This window comes from uncultured Maricaulis sp. (assembly GCF_905480005.1).
Taxonomy (GTDB): domain Bacteria; phylum Pseudomonadota; class Alphaproteobacteria; order Caulobacterales; family Maricaulaceae; genus Maricaulis.
Window position 1 is genome coordinate 1 of record NZ_CAJQOO010000072.1, and the last position, 18,330, is coordinate 18,330.

The window sequence follows — 18,330 nt, forward strand, 5'->3', positions numbered from 1 at the left end:
CGAGCGTTTCCTCGGGCGACCCAGCTGGGCTGACTCCATTCCCGCGCGGACCTACACCGCCATCTCGGACATGCGGCACCGAGCCGATGTTGCCCGGCTGGCCGCTGAGTCACCGGAGCGTTTCGCGCGAATGATGGATGATCCAATGGCTCGTGACCTGCTCCGGGCGCCGCCCAACGCGACCACTCTCGATGATCTGGCACAGGCGATCGAGCGCGAGCGACGCCGCATCGTGACCCCTGACCCAGCCCCCTGATCCGGGCCGCTCGTTAGTAGAGTCTGTTCGCCTTTCTTTCCTGTTTGGGTTCTGGGTTCAAGGCCCGGTGAGCGGAGCCCATGCGTAGCTCAGGCGAACCGGGCCGGTGTTTGCGGGTTTGCTGGGCGTAGATGGCAGGCGCCAGTCCGCCCAGCGAGGTGTGGGGCCGGCAGGTATTGTAGTCGACCCGCCAGGCCTCGATCAGGGTTCGCGCCTCCGCCAGAGCGGTGAACAGGTGCTCGTTGAGGCATTCGTCCCGCAGACGTCCGTTGAAGCTCTCCACGAAGCCGTTCTGCTGGGGCTTTCCCGGCGCGATGTAGTGCCACTCGATACCGCGTTGCTTTTGCCAGCGCAGGATGGCGTGGCTCGTCAGTTCGGTGCCATTGTCCGAGACGATCATGGTCGGCCTGCCGCGCCGGGCGATGATCCGGTCCAGTTCCCGGCCGACCCGCACGCCCGAGAGCGAGGTGTCGACCACGATCGCCAGAGCCTCGCGTGTGAAGTCGTCGACCACGCACAGGGTTCGGAACCGCCGCCCGTCCGTGAGCGCATCGGATACGAAGTCCAGGCTCCAACGCTGGTTGGGGCCGCTCGGCAGCACCATCGGACGCCGCGTCCCCGTGGCCCGTTTGCGCCCTCGCCGCCGCCGCACGGCCAACCCTTCCTCGCGGTAGATACGATAAAGCTTCTTGTGGTTCGCATTCAGCCCCTCCCGGGCCAGAAGGATGCCCAGGCGGCGATAGCCGAAGCGACGCCGCTCCCCGGCCAGATCACGCAGACGTGCGCGCAGGCGCTCATCGCCCGCATCGCGCTTGCGATACTGGAAGGTCGACCGGTCCAGCCGGGCCAACCGGCACGCCCGACGTTCGCTCAGCCCGTGCGCCTCCATCAGGTGACGCGCGGCCCGTCGCTTCACATCGGGCGTCAGAAGTTTTTTGAGGCCAGATCCTTCAGCGCCGCATTGTCCAGCATCTGTTCGGCAAGAAGCTTCTTCAGCTTGGCATTCTCCGCCTCCAGCGTCCGCAGCCGCTGGGCATCCGACACCGTCATGCCGCCGAACTTGGCCTTGTACTTGTAAACGTCGCATCCGAGATGCCGTACTTGCGGCATAGCTCCTTGGTCGTGACACCCGCTTCGTGCTCGCGGAGCATCCCGATAATCTGTTCTTCCGAATAACGGCTTTTGCGCATCGTCCATCCTCTTCTCGATGGACTCTACCATCCCCTGGCCGGAATTCAGGGGGCTGGGTCAATCGCAGCTTTGAGCATCTCAATCTTGTATCCTCGACCATATTGATTGTGAGGGTCGTCATCCGCCCAGCCACCAAGGACTTTGGCCACACTATCGGAGAGATCGGCATCACGGACCGCATCTCGAAAATTGTGTCTCAAGGAGTGAAACGTTCGTCCGTCCCTCCAAAGATCAGCGGTCTCCAGAAACTTTGAGAAACGCTTCGAGAAGATGCTTGAGAAGTCTTGTTTGTCCTTCGACTTCGGTATGTCGGGGAACAACCGGGAGGCATTCTTTTGCCGCGCAGCAGAAGCCCAATCAACAAACCCGAGGTCAATTAGCGTTTTATGGATAGGAATAATGCGATCGCTTCCAGGGTTCTTTAGCTCCTGATCGCGGTCTGCATTGAATTGGACGCGAAGAGCCCAGACGCCATCCGGCTCCAACACGTCGTCAGTCCAAAGCTGTGCAATCTCTCCCATTCGCATGCCGGTGAACAAAGCAATCAGGGGCAACCAGTAGCGGCTCCTCTTCGGTACGTTGGGGCCGGTTTTGGAGAAGCCTCTTTCCTCATCAATGCACCCGGTAAATACTGGCTGCCGGAAGAGCGTATTCAGCTCAGCCACGGTGAATGGTCTCCGCGAAGGTTTGGTGAACTTCGTCTTCGGGAGAATGTGTGGTTTTAGCCGATTTCGATCGAGGCGCTCGCGTTTGACGAGATGATCGATAAGGCTAGAGGCAGATTGCTGTATTCCCCTCGCGTTAGACCGGGCTATCGGCTCCGCTCTAACGGCCTCGCCAGCTTTCACCATTTCCTCAAGTGAGCCAGCGGGAAAACGTTTTCCGGCATTCTTGGGAAGCCTGAGAAGGAGCCGCGTCCACGCTTCAAAGTCTTCACTCGTAATGCCTTTGAGGTCTGCGTCGGCACCAAAGTGTCTTACGAGGGGCGAGAGCTTGTCTCTATTGGCGCGACGCGTGCTGTCTTTCGCATTCCGAGTGGGATCGTTCACATACGCTTCGACCGCATTGCCCAGCGGGACCGCCACGTGTTTTGAACCCGGGTTCAACATTGTTGCTACTGGTTGTAGGTCTTGCGGCTCAGGTGGACCATCTAGGAACACACGGTCAATGCCCGCAGGATGTTCATTGGTATCGTTCTCCATGAGAGCAATGCTTCGACGTAGGACATCCGCCCTTGCCCGATGGATGAGATCAGCCATGTAGCAGTAGACTTCAGACTACGGCGCTGGGGTCTGCAAGTCATTCCTCTCGCAAAGGAACCCCAACACGGCGTCAGCCATCGGATGGAACTTCTGAACAAATCCGTGTTGTGCATGAGCGGTTTGCTCTTCGCGCGAGTGTTGCAGCCGCGCGGGAAGGTCTTCGATGCTGGCACTGGCAAGCGCTAGCTTCTCCCTCTCCAGCTGTTCTGTATGCCAGTCCCTGACCATTGTCCAAGCTTCGGATTTCGTAGGCGTGCGGTGGCTGTTGCTACTCGTCTCAAGCTTATGCCTGGCGTCAGCGATTTCGCGATCGGTCTGCGCGCATTCGCGCGCCCAGCGAACCTTGGCCTCCTTGAGGCTATCGGTCTTGAGCGACTTCTTGATTTCGGACTTGCCGCCGAAATACGCCCGCAACTCCGCAGGAACGAGAAAGCGGTACTGATAGGTGTTTCCGCGCTTATAGAGGCGCTCGTGATGGGGCACTTTTTGCATGCCCATTTGTACCATTTTCTGTACCAGGGCGCTACATTAAACGCCTCAGATTACAATGTTTTGTGGGATTTTCGGTGCTTAGGGAAATAGTGGCGGAGAGAGAGGGATTCGAACCCTCGGAACGCTTGCGCGCTCAACGGTTTTCGAGACCGCCCCGTTCAACCACTCCGGCACCTCTCCGCGGGGAAGCGCGTTTGTACTGAGTGAGCCGACAAAATCAAGAGGCGGATGCGGTACGGGCGCGGCAGCGCACGCAAAAAGTTCATTTTGCGAACCGGCACTCTGTCCTTTATGGTCAGCGCCAACACATAATAAGGGGTATCGTGACCAGTATGATCAAGTTCACTATCAAGACTCTCGCCTGTGCCGTTGGCGCCGTGACACTCACCGCCGTCGCCGGCTGTGCAACCACCTCGAACGAAGATGTGGCCGAAGCGCTTCCCGACCAGGGCGTCACCTCCGACGGCGATCGCTTTACCTGTCGCCGCATCCAGATCACGGGTACGCGCCAGCGCGAGCGGATCTGTTACACCGAAGCCGAGTGGGACGCCTATCAGGAACGCGTTCGCGAGGGCGTGGACTCGACCCGCGATGGCAATCGCGGCGAAGTTCGCCCGGACACATTCGGTGGCCCGGGGCGGTAATACACGACTTTCGCAGGTTCAGCTAATTGACTCTGGAGCGGGCGTGCGTATAACGCCCGCTCCTGCTCGCTCGGCTTGCCGTGGCGGGCCCATAAATCATGAACAACGCTCCGGGCATACGGAGTGAAGAAAAAGGACCCGCCGAGCCAACCGGATCAAGGTGATCCCGCGGCATCGGACGGATCGGACAAAAGGATAGAAACGATCATGTTTGCAGTGATCAAGACCGGCGGTAAGCAATACCGCGTTGCCGCTGGCGACGAAATTCGCATCGAGAAGCTCGACGGCGCCGCAGGCGACACGCTCGATCTCGGTGATGTACTGATGCTCGGCTCCGATTCCGGCGTCACGGTTGGTTCGCCGACCGTTGATGGCGCCCAGGTGATCGGCGAGCTGCTGGACACCAATCGCGCGCGCAAGATCATCGTCTTCAAAAAGCGTCGCCGCAAGAATTACCGCCGTACGAAGGGCCACCGTCAGTGGGGTTCGGTCGTTCGCATCGCGGAAATCGTCGCGCCGGGCGAGAAGGCCAAGACTGCGCTGAAGTCAACCACGGCCGCCCCGAAAGCCGCAGAAGCACCGAAGGCGAAAGCCAAGGCTGCCGCTCCGAAGGCAGCGGCGCCGAAAGCTGAGAAGGCTCAGGCCAAGAAAGCTGCCGCGCCGAAGGCTGCAGCCGCTGATACGCTGACCGAGCTGACTGGTGTGGGTCCCGCCCTCGCCACCAAGCTGAACGAAGCCGGCATCACCACGTTCGCGCAGATCGCGGCCTGGACCGATGCAGATGTCGACGCCCTGAACGAGACCATCACGGGTCTCAAGGCGAAGGCTGAGAAAAACGACTGGATCAACGCCGCCAAGGCGCTGGCCAAGTAATCGGAGGACTGATCAATGGCTCACAAAAAAGCAGGCGGTTCATCCCGTAACGGTCGCGACTCCGCAGGTCGCCGCCTTGGTGTGAAGAAGTATGGCGGCCAGGAAGTCATTCCCGGCAACATTATCGTGCGCCAGCGCGGCACCAAGGTGAATCCGGGTGCCAATGTCGGCATGGGCAAGGACCATACCCTCTTCGCGCTTACCGAAGGCCGTGTGGTCTTCGCGAAAAAGTCCGGCGGCAAGGCTTTCGTCTCGGTAGAGCCGACTGCCAAAGCAGCAGAATAAGCGGTTCGCACATATTCGGACCGTGTCTTGAACAGGCAGGGTCCGACAGCGCCAGACGCGTTAAAGGGGAGACGGACCACCGCCTCCCCTTTTTCTATTCTCCCCCCGCGAGGAGAGGCTCATGGGCCCGCGGATTGAAACCGAACGCCTGTTGATGCGCCTGCCCGAGCTGGGCGACGCCCCGGATATATCGACCTATCTGGGCGATTATGATGTGGCAAAGAACACGGCCCGCGTCCCCCATCCCTATCCGGCGCTGGCGGCAGAGATGTGGGTCCTGACGACCCGTGCCAGCTGGCAGCCAGGCGGGAACCTCTCCCTGACCGTCGAGATGGACTCGCAGTTGGTTGGCGGCGGCGGCGTGTTCAAGCGTGCGCCCGGTTCAGAATGGGAGATAGGCTACTGGATCGCCAAGCCATGGTGGGGCCGCGGCCTGGCGACCGAACTGGGACAAGGCCTGGTCGATTATGCCCGCGACACGCTGGGCACGCGACGTGTGATCGCCGGGTTCTACAAGGACAATCCGGCCTCGGGACGCGTGTTGGAGAAGCTCGGCTTCCGACATGAAGGCGACGGTGTGCGGGCTTTCTCGATGGCGCGCATGGGCCCGGCTGACATGCATGAGCTTTCACTCTCACTTTGACCGGGCCCGAAGGCTGTTTGACCCGGTCAGCCGCGCACCGTGTGTCCGAACTCACTGAAACCGACAGATCCGTCTTCATTGAGGTCGCCGCGCCCGCCGACCCGATCACCGCTAAAACGCACTGATTTCCCGTTGTTTTGCCTGTATAGACTGTGCAAATACCCGCTGTGCAGTCCAGAAAGCTCCGTCCATGAAATTCCTCGACCAAGCCAAAGTCTATGTCCGCTCCGGCAATGGCGGCGGTGGCTGCGTGTCGTTTCGGCGCGAGGCCTATGTCGAATATGGCGGGCCCGATGGGGGCGATGGCGGCAAGGGCGGCGATGTCTGGATCGAGGCGGTCGAAGGCCTCAACACGCTGATCGACTATCGCTACAAGCAGCATTTCAAGGCCGATACCGGCATGCATGGCATGGGTCGCAACCGCACCGGGGCGAGTGGTGAAGATGTTGTCTTGCAGGTGCCAGCCGGCACCCAGATCCTTGATGAGGACAAGGAGGAAGTCCTCGCCGACCTGACGGATATCGGCCAACGCGTCCTGCTGGCGCGCGGTGGCGATGGTGGCAAGGGGAATTCCCACTTCAAGACGTCAACCAACCAGGCGCCGCGCAAGACCATTCCCGGCTGGCCGGGCGAGGAGCGCTGGATCTGGCTTCGGCTGAAACTGATCGCCGATGTCGGTCTGGTCGGGCTTCCCAATGCCGGCAAGTCGACCTTCCTCTCCGTCGTCAGCAAGGCCAATCCGAAGATTGCGGCCTATCCGTTCACGACGCTCTATCCCAATCTCGGTGTGGTTGATCTGGGCCCGGGATCGCGCTTCATCGTGGCCGACATTCCCGGCCTGATCGAGGGCGCCCATGAGGGCGCCGGGATTGGCGATCGATTTCTTGGCCATATCGAGCGATGCGCCTCCCTGATCCATCTCATCGACGGGACACAGGACGATGTGGTTGGTGCCTATCGCACTGTCCGTGGCGAACTGGAAGCCTATGGCGACGGGCTGCCGGACAAGCACGAGATTCTCGCGCTCAACAAGACAGATGCGATGGATGCCGGGATGGTGGCCGAGAAAACTGCCGCCCTGGAAGCCGAGAGTGGAAAAACGGTCATGACCCTGTCCGGTGTCGCCGGAAATGGCGTCAAGGAATTGTGCGGCAGCGCCTGGGAAGTCGTGCTCGAGACCCGCCGCGCCGAGAAGGCCGCCATTGAAACTGCCCTCGCAGCAGAAAAGGGCGAGGACGGCTGGACCCCGTCATGACACCGCGTGACCTCGGCACGGCGCGGGGCGTTGTCGTCAAGGTTGGCTCCAGCCTGATTCAGGCTGGCGAACCGGTCATGGGCGCGATCGCCGATGATATCATCGCACTCCGCGAGGGCGGGGCACGGGTCACGCTGGTGTCCTCAGGCGCGGTGGCCCTTGGTCGTGATCGACTTGGCCTGCCCGCGGGCACGCTCTCGCTCGAACAGAAACAGGCCGCGGCGGCGACGGGACAACCCCGCCTCCTGGACCTCTGGGAGAGCGCCTTTGCGCCCCATGGCGTGGCCACGGCGCAGGCCCTCCTTACACTTGATGTGACGGAAAGCCGCCGCAGCTGGCTCAATGCGCGCGCGACACTGTCCACCCTGATGGATCTGGGTGCCCTGCCCATCGTCAACGAGAATGATACGATTGCCACGGACGAGATTCGCTATGGCGATAATGACCGTCTCGCTGCTCGCGTGGCGCAGCTGACCGGGGCCGAACTTCTGGTTCTTCTCAGCGATGTCGACGCGCTTTATGACGCAGACCCTCGCAGACACCCCGACGCTCAGGCGCAACACGATGTGCCGGTCATCAATGCACACATTCAGGCCATGGCCGGCCGGGCCAATGCCGAGCGCGGTGTCGGCACCGGTGGAATGCGGACCAAGATCATGGCCGCCGAGCTGGCCGGTGCGTCCGGCTGCTCTACCGCGATTGCCATCGGGACAGCCCGACATCCCATTCTCAGCCTGTCGCGTGCGAACCATGGCAGCTGGTTCCATCCGGCAAACAGCTCGACCAGCGCCCGCGAACGCTGGATCTCCGGGGTCGTCAGCCCGAATGGCGCGCTTCGCATCGATGCGGGCGCGGTCGGAGCGCTGCAGGACGGCAAGTCACTTCTGCCCGTGGGAGTGACGGCGGTTGATGGACAGTTTGAACGCGGTGACACCATTCGTATTCTCGGGCCTCAGGGTGAGCTGGTGGCGCGGGGCGTCACAGCCTATGGCGCGGACGAGGCCCGCCAGCTTGCTGGTTGCCGCAGCGACGAGGCCGAAGACCGGCTCGGCTATCGCCGCGCTGCCGCCCTCGTCCATACTGACGATATCGTTCGGGTTTCCTCACAGGAGGACGGTCGATGACGCGCCTGGGGGCGCTGCGGGGAGAGGGCGTCTCTGCCGGCATGCGCATTGGCCTGTTTGGCGGCAGTTTTGATCCGCCCCATGCCGGCCACAGGCATGTGGCCCGGACAGCCATGCGCCGATTGGGCCTTGATCAGGTCTGGTGGCTTGTCACGCCGCAGAATCCGCTCAAGGGCAATCCGACCGGCGATTTCGAGCGTCGCTTCGCTGCGGTCGAGGCCATCGCCAACCAACCGGGCATGAAGGTCAGCGATATCGAGACCCGGCTCGGGACCACCCGGACAGTGGACCTCCTTCACCATCTCAAGCGCCGCTATCCCGCGACCCATTTCGTCTGGCTGATGGGCGCGGACAATCTGGCCGGAATTCATCACTGGGCCAATTGGAACCGCATATTTGAAACCGTGCCCGTCGCCGTTATCTCCAGACCCCAAGATGCTGTTCGGGCGCGGCTGTCGCGCGCAGCGCGGCACTATGCCAGCTCACGACTTCGTGAGAGCGAAGCGGCCTCACTGCCGCTCCAATCGACACCGGCATGGACCTATCTAACTGAGAGGTTACACTCGCACTCCTCGACTGCGCTGCGCGCGCACGATTGATTTTCCAGACGAAGCCGACAGGACAGCACCATGCACGACCGGGTCTCCGGCCGCCCGAGCACTCACGCAGCGCTTGCCTTCTACGACGACCAGCAACCACCGGCCGGGGATTTCCTGGCCGATGTCCTGGACGGTTTTTCGCGAACCCCGAAACAGCTCACCCCCGTCTATTTCTATGACGCCAAGGGGTCGGCGATTTTCGATGAGATTACCGCGCTCCCGGAGTATTACGTCACGCGGACCGAGCTCGGCATACTCGACCAGATCGGTTCGGAACTGGCCGCACTCGCCGGGCCGGGCGCCGTGGTGATCGAGCCGGGTTCCGGTTCGAGCGTGAAAATCCGCAAACTTCTGGACGCGCTCAGCGTGCCGGCCGCCTATGTCGGTCTCGACATTTCCGGCGAGCATCTGGAATCGGCCTGTCAGGAGATAGCCGCGGACTATCCGAACCTTCAGGTCGGAGCGATCTGTGCCGACTTTACCGAGGGCCTGGATCTCAAACACCTGACACTCGAGAGTGGTCGCCGGATCATCTTTTTTCCAGGATCCACGATCGGAAATTTCGAGCCCGAGGGCGCACGCGCGCTTCTGTCTGGTTTCCGCAAGGCCATGCGGCCCGGGGATGCCGTCCTGATCGGAGCGGACCGGGTGAAGGATGCCGACCGTCTGGTGGCGGCCTATGATGACAAGGCCGGGGTCACCGCACGGTTCAATCTCAACCTGATCGATCGCATCAATGACGAACTCGGCGGCACAATTGACGCCTCGGCCTTGCGCCACAAGGCGATCTGGAATGCCGAAAAAGCTCGCATCGAGATGCATCTCATCGCGATCCGCGACCTGCACTTCACCGTGTCAGGGCATGAATTTCAACTGCGCGAAGGTGAGAGCATCCACACCGAGAATTCCCACAAATTCACACCGGAAAGTTTCACTTCCCTTGCAAAATCAGTGGGTTTTGATGTCTTGCAGACCTGGTCCGACCCGGCTGACCTGTTCACGCTGCATTGGCTCGAACCTGCCGCCAAAGCGTGATATAGCTAGGGCTGTATTGGAATGACAGAGAGGACTTAGACCCTGTCTACGGAATTATCGCGCCGCGCTGAGCAGGAAACGGCCGCCGCCGTTCGCGTCACCGGCGATGACGGCCCCGTCGAGGCCCTGGAAACCCTGATCCTCGACTCGCTCGATGACGACAAGGCGGAAAACGTCGTTGCCATCGATCTGCGTGGAAAATCATCCATCACCGATATCATGATCATCGCATCCGGTCGTTCGGCAAGGCATGTTGCCTCGCTGGCGGATCATCTTGTGCGCAAGCTCAAGGATGCCGGTGGCGGAAAGGCCCGTATCGAGGGCACCCAGACCAATGACTGGGTCCTGATCGATATTGGCGACATCATCATCCACCTGTTCCGACCGGAAGTCCGGGAATTCTACAATCTTGAAAAGATGTGGTCGGTCGAGCCGGACTCATCGGCCTCCTAGGTGAAGCTGCGAATTACGGCCGTCGGGCGGGTTAAATCCGGCCCCGAACGTGATCTCGTTGATGATTATACCGGTCGCGGCACAGCGACCGGTCGCGCGATCGGCCTGGGCCCTCTCTCCGAAACAGAGATCGACAACCGGTCGCTCAAGAGCGCGCGCGAAGAAAGCCGCGCGCTCGCAGTCGGCCTGGAACCCGGTGTACGCCTTGTTCTCCTGGACGAGCGCGGCAAGGCCCTGTCCTCGCGCCAACTCGCTCGCCAGATCGGGCAATGGCGTGATGAGGGCTGCCGAGAGGCGGTTTTTTGTATTGGCGGCGCCGACGGTCATGATCGGAGCCAGCTGCCGCATCCCGATTTGACGCTCGCTTTCGGGCCGGCCGTTTTCCCCCACAAGCTGGTGCGGGTCATGCTGGCCGAACAGCTATACCGGGCGGTCTCCATCCTCGCCGGCACGCCTTACCATCGTGATTGAGCCCCAACCGGTAGCGAGCTAGCCTTCCCGCCATGTTGAGCATCATCGCAGCCCTGCTGATATTCCAGACGCAGCCAGCCAGTCCACCGGATCCGGAGGAGGCAGCGCGCCTGGAACAGGAAGAGCAAGCGGCGGCCAGCCGTGCAGAGGCAGCCCGCCGGCAGGCTGAAGGCCTGGCCAATGAAGTCGCCCTGATGCAGCAGCAACTGGTTGATCTGGGTGAACGTGTCGGTGCAAGCGAGAATGCTGCGCTGGACGCCGAGCGCGAACTGGCTCGCCTGACCCGAGAAGAAGCGGACCTTCTCGCCCGGCTCACGGCAGATCGTGAGACCCTTATTGACATTCTTGCCGCGATACAGCGGATCGAAAGCCAGACCCCGCCCGCCGTACTGGCCGCTCCGGATGATGCGGCCGAAGCCGCCCGCGCTGCCGCCCTGATGGCGGAAGTCGCACCGGCCCTGCGTGAAAGGGCTGATCAGATCGCGAACCAATTGACACGATTGCGTGATGTGCGGGCTTCCATCGAGGCCGAGCAGACAACGCTGAATACAGCCGAACGGACCTTGTCGTCCCAGCGTCTGGAACTCGAAGTGCTGATCGCCGAGCGTCAGGCGCTGGAAGCGCGACGCCGGAATGAGGCTGTTGCCTATCTGGAGGCTTCGAGCACAGCCGGTCAGCGCGCCCGCTCTATCCGCTCGCTGATCGGTGAATTGTCGCGCATGGCTGAGGTCATGCCGACGCTGAACCCACGTCGGCAACCGCCTGAGACCGGCATTCCCGGCCCCCGGCCGCGTCCGCCTCGCGACCTCGTCTCGGCCCGCGTGCCCAATGCACCGCTTGAAACCCTGCGCTTTGCCGATGCGCGCGGCCGCCTCCGTCCGCCGGCAAGCGGGGAGATTGTCCGTGAATTTGGCGAAGTGGCCGAAGATGGCACAGCATCTGAAGGAATTTTCATTCGGACCCGTCCGCGAGCGCAGGTAGTGTCTCCCTTCGATGGTCGCGTCGAGTTTGCTGGACCGTTCAACACATACGGCGGTCTCTTGATACTCAATGTCGGCGACGGCTACTATGTTGTGCTGGCAGGCATGTCCGTGACGTATGCCAGCGTCGGTCAAAGCGTCCTTGCCGGAGAGCCGGTTGGCGCCATGTCCGAGAATGCCCAACCGGCACCGGATTTGTATCTGGAGCTGAGACGGAATGACGATGCGATCGATCCCGGCCCGTGGTTCCGGACCTGATCGCAACCGGGCCTGACCCATCGCGCTCAAAGGACGCGAGTTAGCATGCGTATCAATGTCTTCGTTTCGATGGTGGCTCTGGCCGTCGGTGCTGTCGCCATCGCGGTGTCCGCTGAGGGCGCTCAGGAAGACCGGACAGCGAGCTTCCGCCAGATCGAACTTTTTGGCGATGTGCTCAGCCGGATCGAAGCCGATTATGTGTCGGACACCGACCAGGCCGAGCTGATCGAAGCCGCGATCGAAGGCATGCTGACCTCGCTGGACCCGCACTCTGCCTATCACAGTCCTGATGCCTACGAAGATCTCCGCGTCACCACGCGCGGCGAGTATGGCGGCCTGGGCATGGAAGTGGTCCGGCGCGACCAATACATCACGATCGTCTCTCCGATAGCGGACACGCCGGCCGAGCGCGCCGGTCTGCGCACCAATGACCGTATCATCGCCGTGGACGGTGATGGCATTGTCGGCATCTCCGTCGATGAAGCGGTCGCGCTGATGCGGGGCGCCGTGGGCGACCCGGTCACCATCACGATTGCCCGTGAGGCCGACGATCCTTTCGACGTCACCCTGGTTCGCGATACCATTCCGCTGCGCACCGTGGCCACGCGGATCGAAAACGGTGTGCCCTATATGCGCATTGCCGGCTTCAATGAGCGCACGACCGAAATGGTCCATGAGGGCCTGACGGACCTGCAGGATGAGTTCGGCGCCGAGTTGCCAGGCCTCATCCTGGATATGCGTTTCAACCCCGGCGGACTGCTGGACCAGGCCATCGGCGTTACCGATGTTTTCCTGGATGGCGGAGAGGTGGTCTCGACCCGCACCCGCGATCCGCGCGATACCCAACGCTACAATGCCCGGCCGGGCGATCGCCTCGACGGCGTCCCGATCGTGATCCTCATCAATGAGGGAACAGCCAGCGCGGCGGAAATTGTTGCCGGCGCACTCCAGGACCGCGAACGTGCCGAGCTGATCGGCATGACAAGCTTCGGCAAGGGTTCGATCCAGACCATTATCCCGTTGCGTGGCGGACGTGACGGCGCCCTGCGCCTGACCACCGGCCGCTACTACACGCCGGCCGGCCGTTCGATCCAGGCGACAGGGATCATCCCGGATCAGCTGATTTCCGCATGGGCGCTGGAAGAAGACGCGGAAAGCCCTGTTCCACAAATCGGCTCCGAGGCGGACCTTGATGGCGCGCTCGAGAACGAAAATGGCGACGAGCGTGAAACCACCGACATCGCATCTGTCGAGCAGCCGCCCGCTGACTGGCCGGAAGACGAGGATTATCAACTGCATCGCGCGGTCGAGCTCCTCAGCGCTGCCATGGAAACCCAACAGGCTTCATTGCGTCCCTGACGCTGACAGTCAAAACAGGTTGGACCGGAATTGACGGCGGCGGGCAAAAGCCCGTCGCCGTTAACCGTTTCTTACAGCAGGGGCACGCACATTGGCACTTACGCGAGATCCGTAAATCTCGCCTCAAGTGCAACCCACAGACCGTGCCGCCGCCATGTCGACCGCCCTTCTTCGCCACGCCCAGCCGCTTCTCACCTTGCGGGCTCCGCTGTTTGCCGGCCTTGCCGCTGCCGTGGCCCTGAGCCTTGCGATTGGCGGGGTGGCGCTGTTCGGCAATGGCGACATCGCGCTGCCGAGCGCGGTTCGTGACGTTGAACCCGCGCCAATACCGGAGCCGGTCCAGCAAGCCATGCGCGCTGATGAGGCGGATCGCGGAGATGGCATTCGCTTTCTCGATCCGGCCGGCGAAGATGAAGTGACCCTTTCCGGTGTCCGCGAAGGGTTCAATGCGCCCGCCAGCCCGCGCTCCGAGGCTGCGTCAGCCGACACATCGGGCTCTGACCCCGCTGAGGCCGAGGCTCGCCTCGCGGCAAGCACGACAGCGGTCGCCAATCCCAATGCGCTGCCCAGAGCGCCGATCGCCGGCCTCACTGAACCGGGTCCGGGCGGCCCGCTCCCGATCATCGCCGCGGATGGCTCGCGGCCGTCACGCGCCTATGCACGGCCTTACCATGGCGACCCGGGTGCCCCCACAATCGCTGTCGTGATAGGTGGCATGGGGCTTAACTCTGCCGTGACCGAGGCCGCCATCAACGACTTGCCGCCGGAAGTGGCGCTCAGCTTTGCCGCCTATACACGCGATCTCCAGACCTGGATCGACCGTGCTCGTGCGGCTGGCCATGAAGTCCTTATCGAAGCCCCCATGGAGCCCTTCGACTATCCCAATAACGACCCGGGTCCGCACACCTTGCTGGCCGACGGGACTGCGGAAGAGAATAGCCGCCGCCTCACCTGGGTGCTGAGCCGCGCAACTGGCTATTTCGGCGTAACGAATTATCTGGGCGCCCGTTTTTCGGCATCACAGGGCGCCATGCGACAGGTCTTTGGGACTCTGGAAGAACGCGGCGTCGCGTTCTTGCATGATGGCTCCGGGCGCCGCTCCACCATCGAGGCTGCCGCTGACGCCACCGATATCAAATACGCCGTCGCCGACCGGATCCTGGACGAGGACTTGTCGCCGGACGCCATCGACGAGCGCCTCCTCGCACTGGAAGCGCTGGCCATCCAGAACGGCTCAGCACTGGGAACCGGATTCGCCTATCCAGCCACGGTTGAACAGATTCGCGACTGGGCCATCAGCCTCGACCTTCGCGGTTATCAGCTGGCCCCGCCTTCAGCCGTGATGGCACGCCGCCGCCTGGAAGCCCGCCTTGCGGCAGAAGCAGAAGCCGCCCTTCCGCATGACGAGTCGGCTTCCACCGACCATCGCTGGGCACGGAATCCCGATGATGCAGCGGCAAGTGATGATGGCTATGGCGCACCGGCTTCCGACGGTCACTGATGACAATTACGGCCTCCGATCCCTACCCTCATCATCGCGCCAATGTTGGCATTGCCCTGTTTAATCAGAATGGCGAAATCTGGCTCGGACGGCGTGACAGCACACCCGGGCCCTGGAATTGGCAATTGCCACAGGGCGGGATTGATGCGGGCGAGAACATCCAGGATGCCGCCCTGCGCGAGCTCGCCGAAGAGACCGGGATCACCGCCGGCCTGGTGAGCTATCTCGGTGAGATCAAGGGCTGGCTCGCCTATGACTACCCGCCGGAAGTCCGTGAGGACCCTCGCTTCCACAAGAAGCGCCATCTGGGTCAGAAACAGCGCTGGTTCGCTTTCCGCTTCGATGGCAGTGACGCAGACATCAACCTTCAGGCCCATGCCGAAGTGGAGTTCGACACTTGGCGCTGGGGCCAGTTGAGCGATATCCCCGACCTCATCATCCCGTGGAAGCGCGATGTCTATATGGAAGTCGCCCGAGCCTTCGCGCCCTTCGCGCTGCAAGACTGAGCGCCTTCACTCGGCCTGCGCCGACAAGCTGGCCCGATCGATCGGGCGTCCCTCCAGAACCACGGTCTCGATCTGCTCGAAGGCCGAGATGGCCACCCTCGGGTCCGCATTGAGGATGAGGAGGTCGGCATCATAGCCAGCGGCGATCAGGCCTCGCTGATCACCCATGCCAAAGGCGCGCGCGTTCCGGATCGTTGCTGCTGCGAGGATGTCCTCGGGGGAAATGCCGGACTCCTCCCAGTCCCGCATCTCCCAATACCCTGCCAACCCCGGCGGCGAAGCCCATCCAAATCCACCGACAGCCGTGTCGGTGCCGAACAGGAGCGAGCCTCCATTCTGGTGGAAACAAGCCAAAAGCGCCTGGTAGCGGTGAAAGAAATTGGCCTGGAGGGCCGGCATGTCCTCGACGGTTTGACCAGAGGCGAGGATGACGGGGCCAAATCGTGACAGGAATTGGTCGCGTTGAATCTGGGCGCCCGAACGCAAATGCCGAAGCATGTCGCCCGGAATGACATCCAGCCAGGCGGGATCATCGAGAAGCTCCGGCCGAAAGAGCGAGCCGGTATTGGCCAGCGTCCTCATGGTGGATTGCATGCCAATCCCGGTCCCGGCGAGTGCCGCCATGGTCTCTGTTACCTGTTGACCGGGCGCAGGGGCGGCAAACCCGTCCTGCGGCCACTCCCAAGGGCCATGTGCAAGGATGTCGACATCCGCTGAGATGCCCACCTCAACCCCCGCCGGTGTCGTGGCGTGAAGCAGGACCGGCAGGCCGCGAGCACGCGCGGCAGCCGTGACCTCCCGCAGGATCGGCAGGGACGGCAACGCGAAGTCCGGCGCGCCTCCCGGCCACCAGAGGGCCTCTTCATAATAGAGTTTGACGCATTCACCGCCGGCCGCCTGGATGGCGTCCAGAACCGCTTCGGGCGTATGGTCCGCTGCAAGCATGCCAGGCGCGAGCGTCGCCCGCCCGAAGCGATCATGCAGCAGGGCCGGAAAGGCATCTGCCAGAGCATCAAGTGGCACCTCCAGCGCCATGAAGCCATCAGGCAGCACCACCCCGGGCCCGCAGTGCGTGAGGCGCGGTCGATCCGGAGCCTCCAGAAATCTCGCGTTCGTCTCGGGATCGGCATTGAGCTCCACTACGGTCGTGAAGCCATGAAACAGATAGCTCCGTGGCATTTGGCGAAGATAGGCCGCATGCAAGGCTTCGAAGTCCGGTGTGTCTCGGCGCCGCAAGCCGGTCGCGTGGTACAGGTGAACATGACCATCAATCAGACCAGGGAGCAGGAAGCGGCCATCGGCATCGATCACGTTGCGCGCTGAATCCGGCGACAGATCACCGACTGTCACGATCTGTCCGGCATCAATGGCGACGTCCAGAACCTGCCCGTCATGGACGCTTTCGGGCGACACGATCATTGCGCCGGTCACGATCAAGTCATAGGCGGGTTCGGGGCCGGGTGGCAGAGCCGACTGGCAAGCGGCCACCACGCCGCAAACAAGGCTCGGGATAGCGCCAAGGCGGAGCGAGGCAAGGAAGCTGGGACGTATGGGGTCGTGTCGCACGGTATCCTCCATCTGGACTTTGCGGTGATAGTCCGGGCCGGGCGTTCATGCGTCCTCGAACGCGATCTTGGACATCCCAATCAGACCCCGTTAGATGGGCGCATGATTTGGCTGCTGCCCGTCTCGATCACATTGTCCGCGCTCATGTCGCTCTATCTGGCATCCTTGAAGGGCGAGCAGAGGGTTGCGCATATCTGGCTCGCGGCGTCCTTTGGGCTGCTCGCCCTGATGCATGCCCTGACCGGTCTCGCGGCGAGCGGACACTCGGACCAGCTCCATCTGGTCCGGCCAGCTCTGGCAGCCGCCTTCCCTGTCCTGATTTTCCTGCACGCCCGAGCCCTGGCACGCCCGCCCGGCATGCCGAGGCGGCGCGACCTTTTCCACCTGGCAGGCCCCGCAGGCCTGCTTGCGCTCCCCTGGCTGGACGGACTGCACACTCTGCCAACCGGATGGCTGGTGGATGTTGCCCTCTTCGCGATCACCGTTGGCTACGCGGTTGCGACATTTGGCCTGGCGCGCAAGATGGCGCCGCCGCCACTGGCCCGGTGGGGCGTCATGCTCGCTGGCTGGCTTGCTGCCACAGCCCTTGGCGATGCGATTATCGTCCTCGAGCTCGCCCGTCCGATACCCTTGTCGGGCTCGGTTGGGCTGTTGATTTCGCTCGCAGGACTCATCGGTTTCTTCATCTATTTTCTCTATTGCAGCTTGCATCAGAGCGGTCCCATCGCATGGATAAGGGCGCGGACGAGAACGCCCGCGCGCGGCTTTCCGGAACGACTTGAAGCGCACATGGCCGCGCGCGAGCCTTGGCGCGATGCCGAGCTGAGCGTGGCCCGTCTCGCCCGGCAGATCGGCTGCCCTCAGCGCCAGATTTCCGAGACAATCAACGCCCGTTGGAACATGTCCGTCAGTCGCTGGCTGGCGACCTATCGGGTCGCGGAAGCCCAGCGGCTGATGCTCGAGACACCGAAGCGACCATTGGTCGAGCTCATGCTCGATTGCGGATTCCAGACCCGGTCCAACTTCAACCGAGCCTTCAAGGATATCACCGGTCAGGCGCCATCTGACTGGCGAAGGAGCCATGAAAAAGGCCACTCCTGACGGAGCGACCCTGATCAACCCATCACAAATGCGTTGGCGCTAGTGGGCGACAACGGCCTGCATGGCTTCATATTTCGCAACAAGCGCGGCTGCATTATCGCGCTCTTCCTCGTCCTTGGCAGCCGTCACATCTTCACGGGCGTCGGACAGGTCCTGGGCGAGTTTCTCGGTATCGATATCGGCAACAGCAATCGCCTCTTCGGCGAGGATGGTCAGACCATCCGGCGTCACCTCGGCGAAACCGCCATGGATGAAGGTGCGAGTTTCCGACCCACCATCAATGACCGTGATCGCGCCGGGGCGAATGACGGACATGAAAGGGGCGTGGTTCGGCAGCACGCCGAAATCACCCTCTTCGCCCGGCACGACAACCTGTTCGACATTGCCGGCGAACAGGCGGCGCTCCGGAGAGACGAGATCAAAATGGAGTTTGTCAGCCATGGCTCTAACCTTCGATATTCCGCGTCCGTCTAGCA

General features: G+C 62.3%; 22 protein-coding genes and 1 tRNA gene. 16 read left to right on the plus strand and 7 right to left on the minus strand.

Annotation, left to right across the window (positions count from 1 at the left end; translation table 11 throughout):
- On the plus strand, positions 1 to 256 hold a 256-nt coding region (locus tag QZ266_RS07440; RefSeq protein WP_295693383.1), incomplete at its 5' end, for a hypothetical protein.
- A 13-nt stretch (positions 257 to 269) separates the two neighbouring features.
- Here the strand turns inward: QZ266_RS07440 and QZ266_RS07445 are convergent.
- The 5 genes from QZ266_RS07445 to QZ266_RS07465 form a co-directional block, all read right to left on the minus strand.
- The gene (locus QZ266_RS07445; protein WP_295693385.1) at positions 270 to 1,343 is read right to left on the minus strand and encodes an IS3 family transposase; all 1,074 of its coding nucleotides are present in this window, start codon (positions 1,341 to 1,343) and stop codon (positions 270 to 272) included.
- A complete protein-coding gene (locus QZ266_RS07450) occupies positions 1,303 to 1,446 on the minus strand; it encodes a transposase (RefSeq protein WP_367178217.1) in 144 nt (47 codons plus the stop codon). Before QZ266_RS07450 ends, QZ266_RS07445 begins: the two co-directional genes overlap by 41 nt.
- Before the next feature lie 45 nt (positions 1,447 to 1,491).
- The gene (locus QZ266_RS07455; protein ID WP_295693388.1) at positions 1,492 to 2,649 is read right to left on the minus strand and encodes a site-specific integrase; all 1,158 of its coding nucleotides are present in this window, start codon (positions 2,647 to 2,649) and stop codon (positions 1,492 to 1,494) included.
- 75 nt (positions 2,650 to 2,724) lie between these two features.
- Entirely contained in the window at positions 2,725 to 3,207 is a 483-nt protein-coding gene (locus tag QZ266_RS07460) for a DUF6538 domain-containing protein (protein WP_295693391.1), read from the minus strand.
- Positions 3,208 to 3,291: 84 nt separating this feature from the next.
- Positions 3,292 to 3,381, minus strand: a tRNA-Ser gene (locus QZ266_RS07465).
- A gap of 152 nt (positions 3,382 to 3,533) precedes the next feature.
- Here QZ266_RS07465 and QZ266_RS07470 point away from each other — a divergent pair.
- From QZ266_RS07470 to QZ266_RS07535, 14 genes are all read left to right on the plus strand, one after another.
- Positions 3,534 to 3,845, plus strand: a complete 312-nt coding sequence (locus QZ266_RS07470) for a hypothetical protein (RefSeq protein ID WP_295693394.1) — start codon at positions 3,534 to 3,536, stop codon at positions 3,843 to 3,845.
- 207 nt (positions 3,846 to 4,052) lie between these two features.
- Positions 4,053 to 4,718, plus strand: a complete 666-nt coding sequence (locus tag QZ266_RS07475) for a 50S ribosomal protein L21 (RefSeq protein ID WP_367178218.1) — start codon at positions 4,053 to 4,055, stop codon at positions 4,716 to 4,718.
- Between the two features lie 15 nt (positions 4,719 to 4,733).
- Complete coding sequence (gene rpmA / locus QZ266_RS07480; protein ID WP_295693399.1) at positions 4,734 to 5,003, plus strand: 50S ribosomal protein L27; 270 nt, start codon at positions 4,734 to 4,736, stop codon at positions 5,001 to 5,003.
- A gap of 121 nt (positions 5,004 to 5,124) precedes the next feature.
- Positions 5,125 to 5,646 carry a GNAT family N-acetyltransferase gene (locus QZ266_RS07485; protein ID WP_295693401.1) on the plus strand — a complete coding sequence of 174 codons (522 nt, stop codon included), beginning with the start codon at positions 5,125 to 5,127 and terminating at the stop codon, positions 5,644 to 5,646.
- 190 nt (positions 5,647 to 5,836) lie between these two features.
- On the plus strand, positions 5,837 to 6,901 hold the full coding sequence (gene obgE, locus QZ266_RS07490; protein WP_295693403.1) for a GTPase ObgE: 1,065 nt from the start codon (positions 5,837 to 5,839) through the stop codon (positions 6,899 to 6,901).
- A complete protein-coding gene (proB, locus tag QZ266_RS07495) occupies positions 6,898 to 8,025 on the plus strand; it encodes a glutamate 5-kinase (RefSeq protein WP_295693406.1) in 1,128 nt (375 codons plus the stop codon). Before obgE ends, proB begins: the two co-directional genes overlap by 4 nt.
- Positions 8,022 to 8,624 (plus strand): nicotinate-nucleotide adenylyltransferase, encoded by a 603-nt coding sequence (locus tag QZ266_RS07500; RefSeq protein ID WP_295693409.1) that lies wholly within the window; start codon positions 8,022 to 8,024, stop codon positions 8,622 to 8,624. The genes proB and QZ266_RS07500 overlap by 4 nt, the downstream gene beginning before the upstream one ends.
- A 30-nt stretch (positions 8,625 to 8,654) precedes the next feature.
- Positions 8,655 to 9,659 carry an L-histidine N(alpha)-methyltransferase gene (gene egtD / locus QZ266_RS07505; RefSeq protein ID WP_295693412.1) on the plus strand — a complete coding sequence of 335 codons (1,005 nt, stop codon included), beginning with the start codon at positions 8,655 to 8,657 and terminating at the stop codon, positions 9,657 to 9,659.
- Positions 9,660 to 9,701: 42 nt separating this feature from the next.
- Positions 9,702 to 10,112 (plus strand): ribosome silencing factor, encoded by a 411-nt coding sequence (rsfS, locus tag QZ266_RS07510; RefSeq protein WP_366523926.1) that lies wholly within the window; start codon positions 9,702 to 9,704, stop codon positions 10,110 to 10,112.
- Positions 10,113 to 10,583 (plus strand): 23S rRNA (pseudouridine(1915)-N(3))-methyltransferase RlmH, encoded by a 471-nt coding sequence (gene rlmH / locus QZ266_RS07515; RefSeq protein WP_295693415.1) that lies wholly within the window; start codon positions 10,113 to 10,115, stop codon positions 10,581 to 10,583.
- A 32-nt stretch (positions 10,584 to 10,615) separates the two neighbouring features.
- The gene (locus QZ266_RS07520) at positions 10,616 to 11,821 is read left to right on the plus strand and encodes a peptidoglycan DD-metalloendopeptidase family protein (RefSeq protein ID WP_295693418.1); all 1,206 of its coding nucleotides are present in this window, start codon (positions 10,616 to 10,618) and stop codon (positions 11,819 to 11,821) included.
- Positions 11,822 to 11,866: 45 nt separating this feature from the next.
- Positions 11,867 to 13,180 (plus strand): S41 family peptidase, encoded by a 1,314-nt coding sequence (locus QZ266_RS07525; RefSeq protein WP_295693420.1) that lies wholly within the window; start codon positions 11,867 to 11,869, stop codon positions 13,178 to 13,180.
- A 154-nt stretch (positions 13,181 to 13,334) separates the two neighbouring features.
- Positions 13,335 to 14,681: a divergent polysaccharide deacetylase family protein gene (locus tag QZ266_RS07530; RefSeq protein WP_295693423.1), complete on the plus strand. Its 1,347-nt coding sequence runs from the start codon at positions 13,335 to 13,337 to the stop codon at positions 14,679 to 14,681.
- A 5-nt stretch (positions 14,682 to 14,686) separates the two neighbouring features.
- Positions 14,687 to 15,187, plus strand: coding sequence for an RNA pyrophosphohydrolase (locus tag QZ266_RS07535; RefSeq protein WP_366523925.1), 501 nt, complete (start codon positions 14,687 to 14,689; stop codon positions 15,185 to 15,187).
- A gap of 6 nt (positions 15,188 to 15,193) precedes the next feature.
- Here the strand turns inward: QZ266_RS07535 and QZ266_RS07540 are convergent, their stop codons facing one another.
- Positions 15,194 to 16,753 carry an amidohydrolase family protein gene (locus QZ266_RS07540; RefSeq protein WP_295693430.1) on the minus strand — a complete coding sequence of 520 codons (1,560 nt, stop codon included), beginning with the start codon at positions 16,751 to 16,753 and terminating at the stop codon, positions 15,194 to 15,196.
- A 102-nt stretch (positions 16,754 to 16,855) separates the two neighbouring features.
- Between QZ266_RS07540 and QZ266_RS07545 the strand changes: the two genes are divergently transcribed.
- On the plus strand, positions 16,856 to 17,854 hold the full coding sequence (locus tag QZ266_RS07545) for a helix-turn-helix domain-containing protein (RefSeq protein ID WP_295693433.1): 999 nt from the start codon (positions 16,856 to 16,858) through the stop codon (positions 17,852 to 17,854).
- A 39-nt stretch (positions 17,855 to 17,893) separates the two neighbouring features.
- Here QZ266_RS07545 and QZ266_RS07550 read toward each other — a convergent pair whose 3' ends face one another.
- Positions 17,894 to 18,295 (minus strand): F0F1 ATP synthase subunit epsilon, encoded by a 402-nt coding sequence (locus QZ266_RS07550; RefSeq protein WP_295693436.1) that lies wholly within the window; start codon positions 18,293 to 18,295, stop codon positions 17,894 to 17,896.
- Between the last annotated feature and the right edge of the window lie 35 nt (positions 18,296 to 18,330).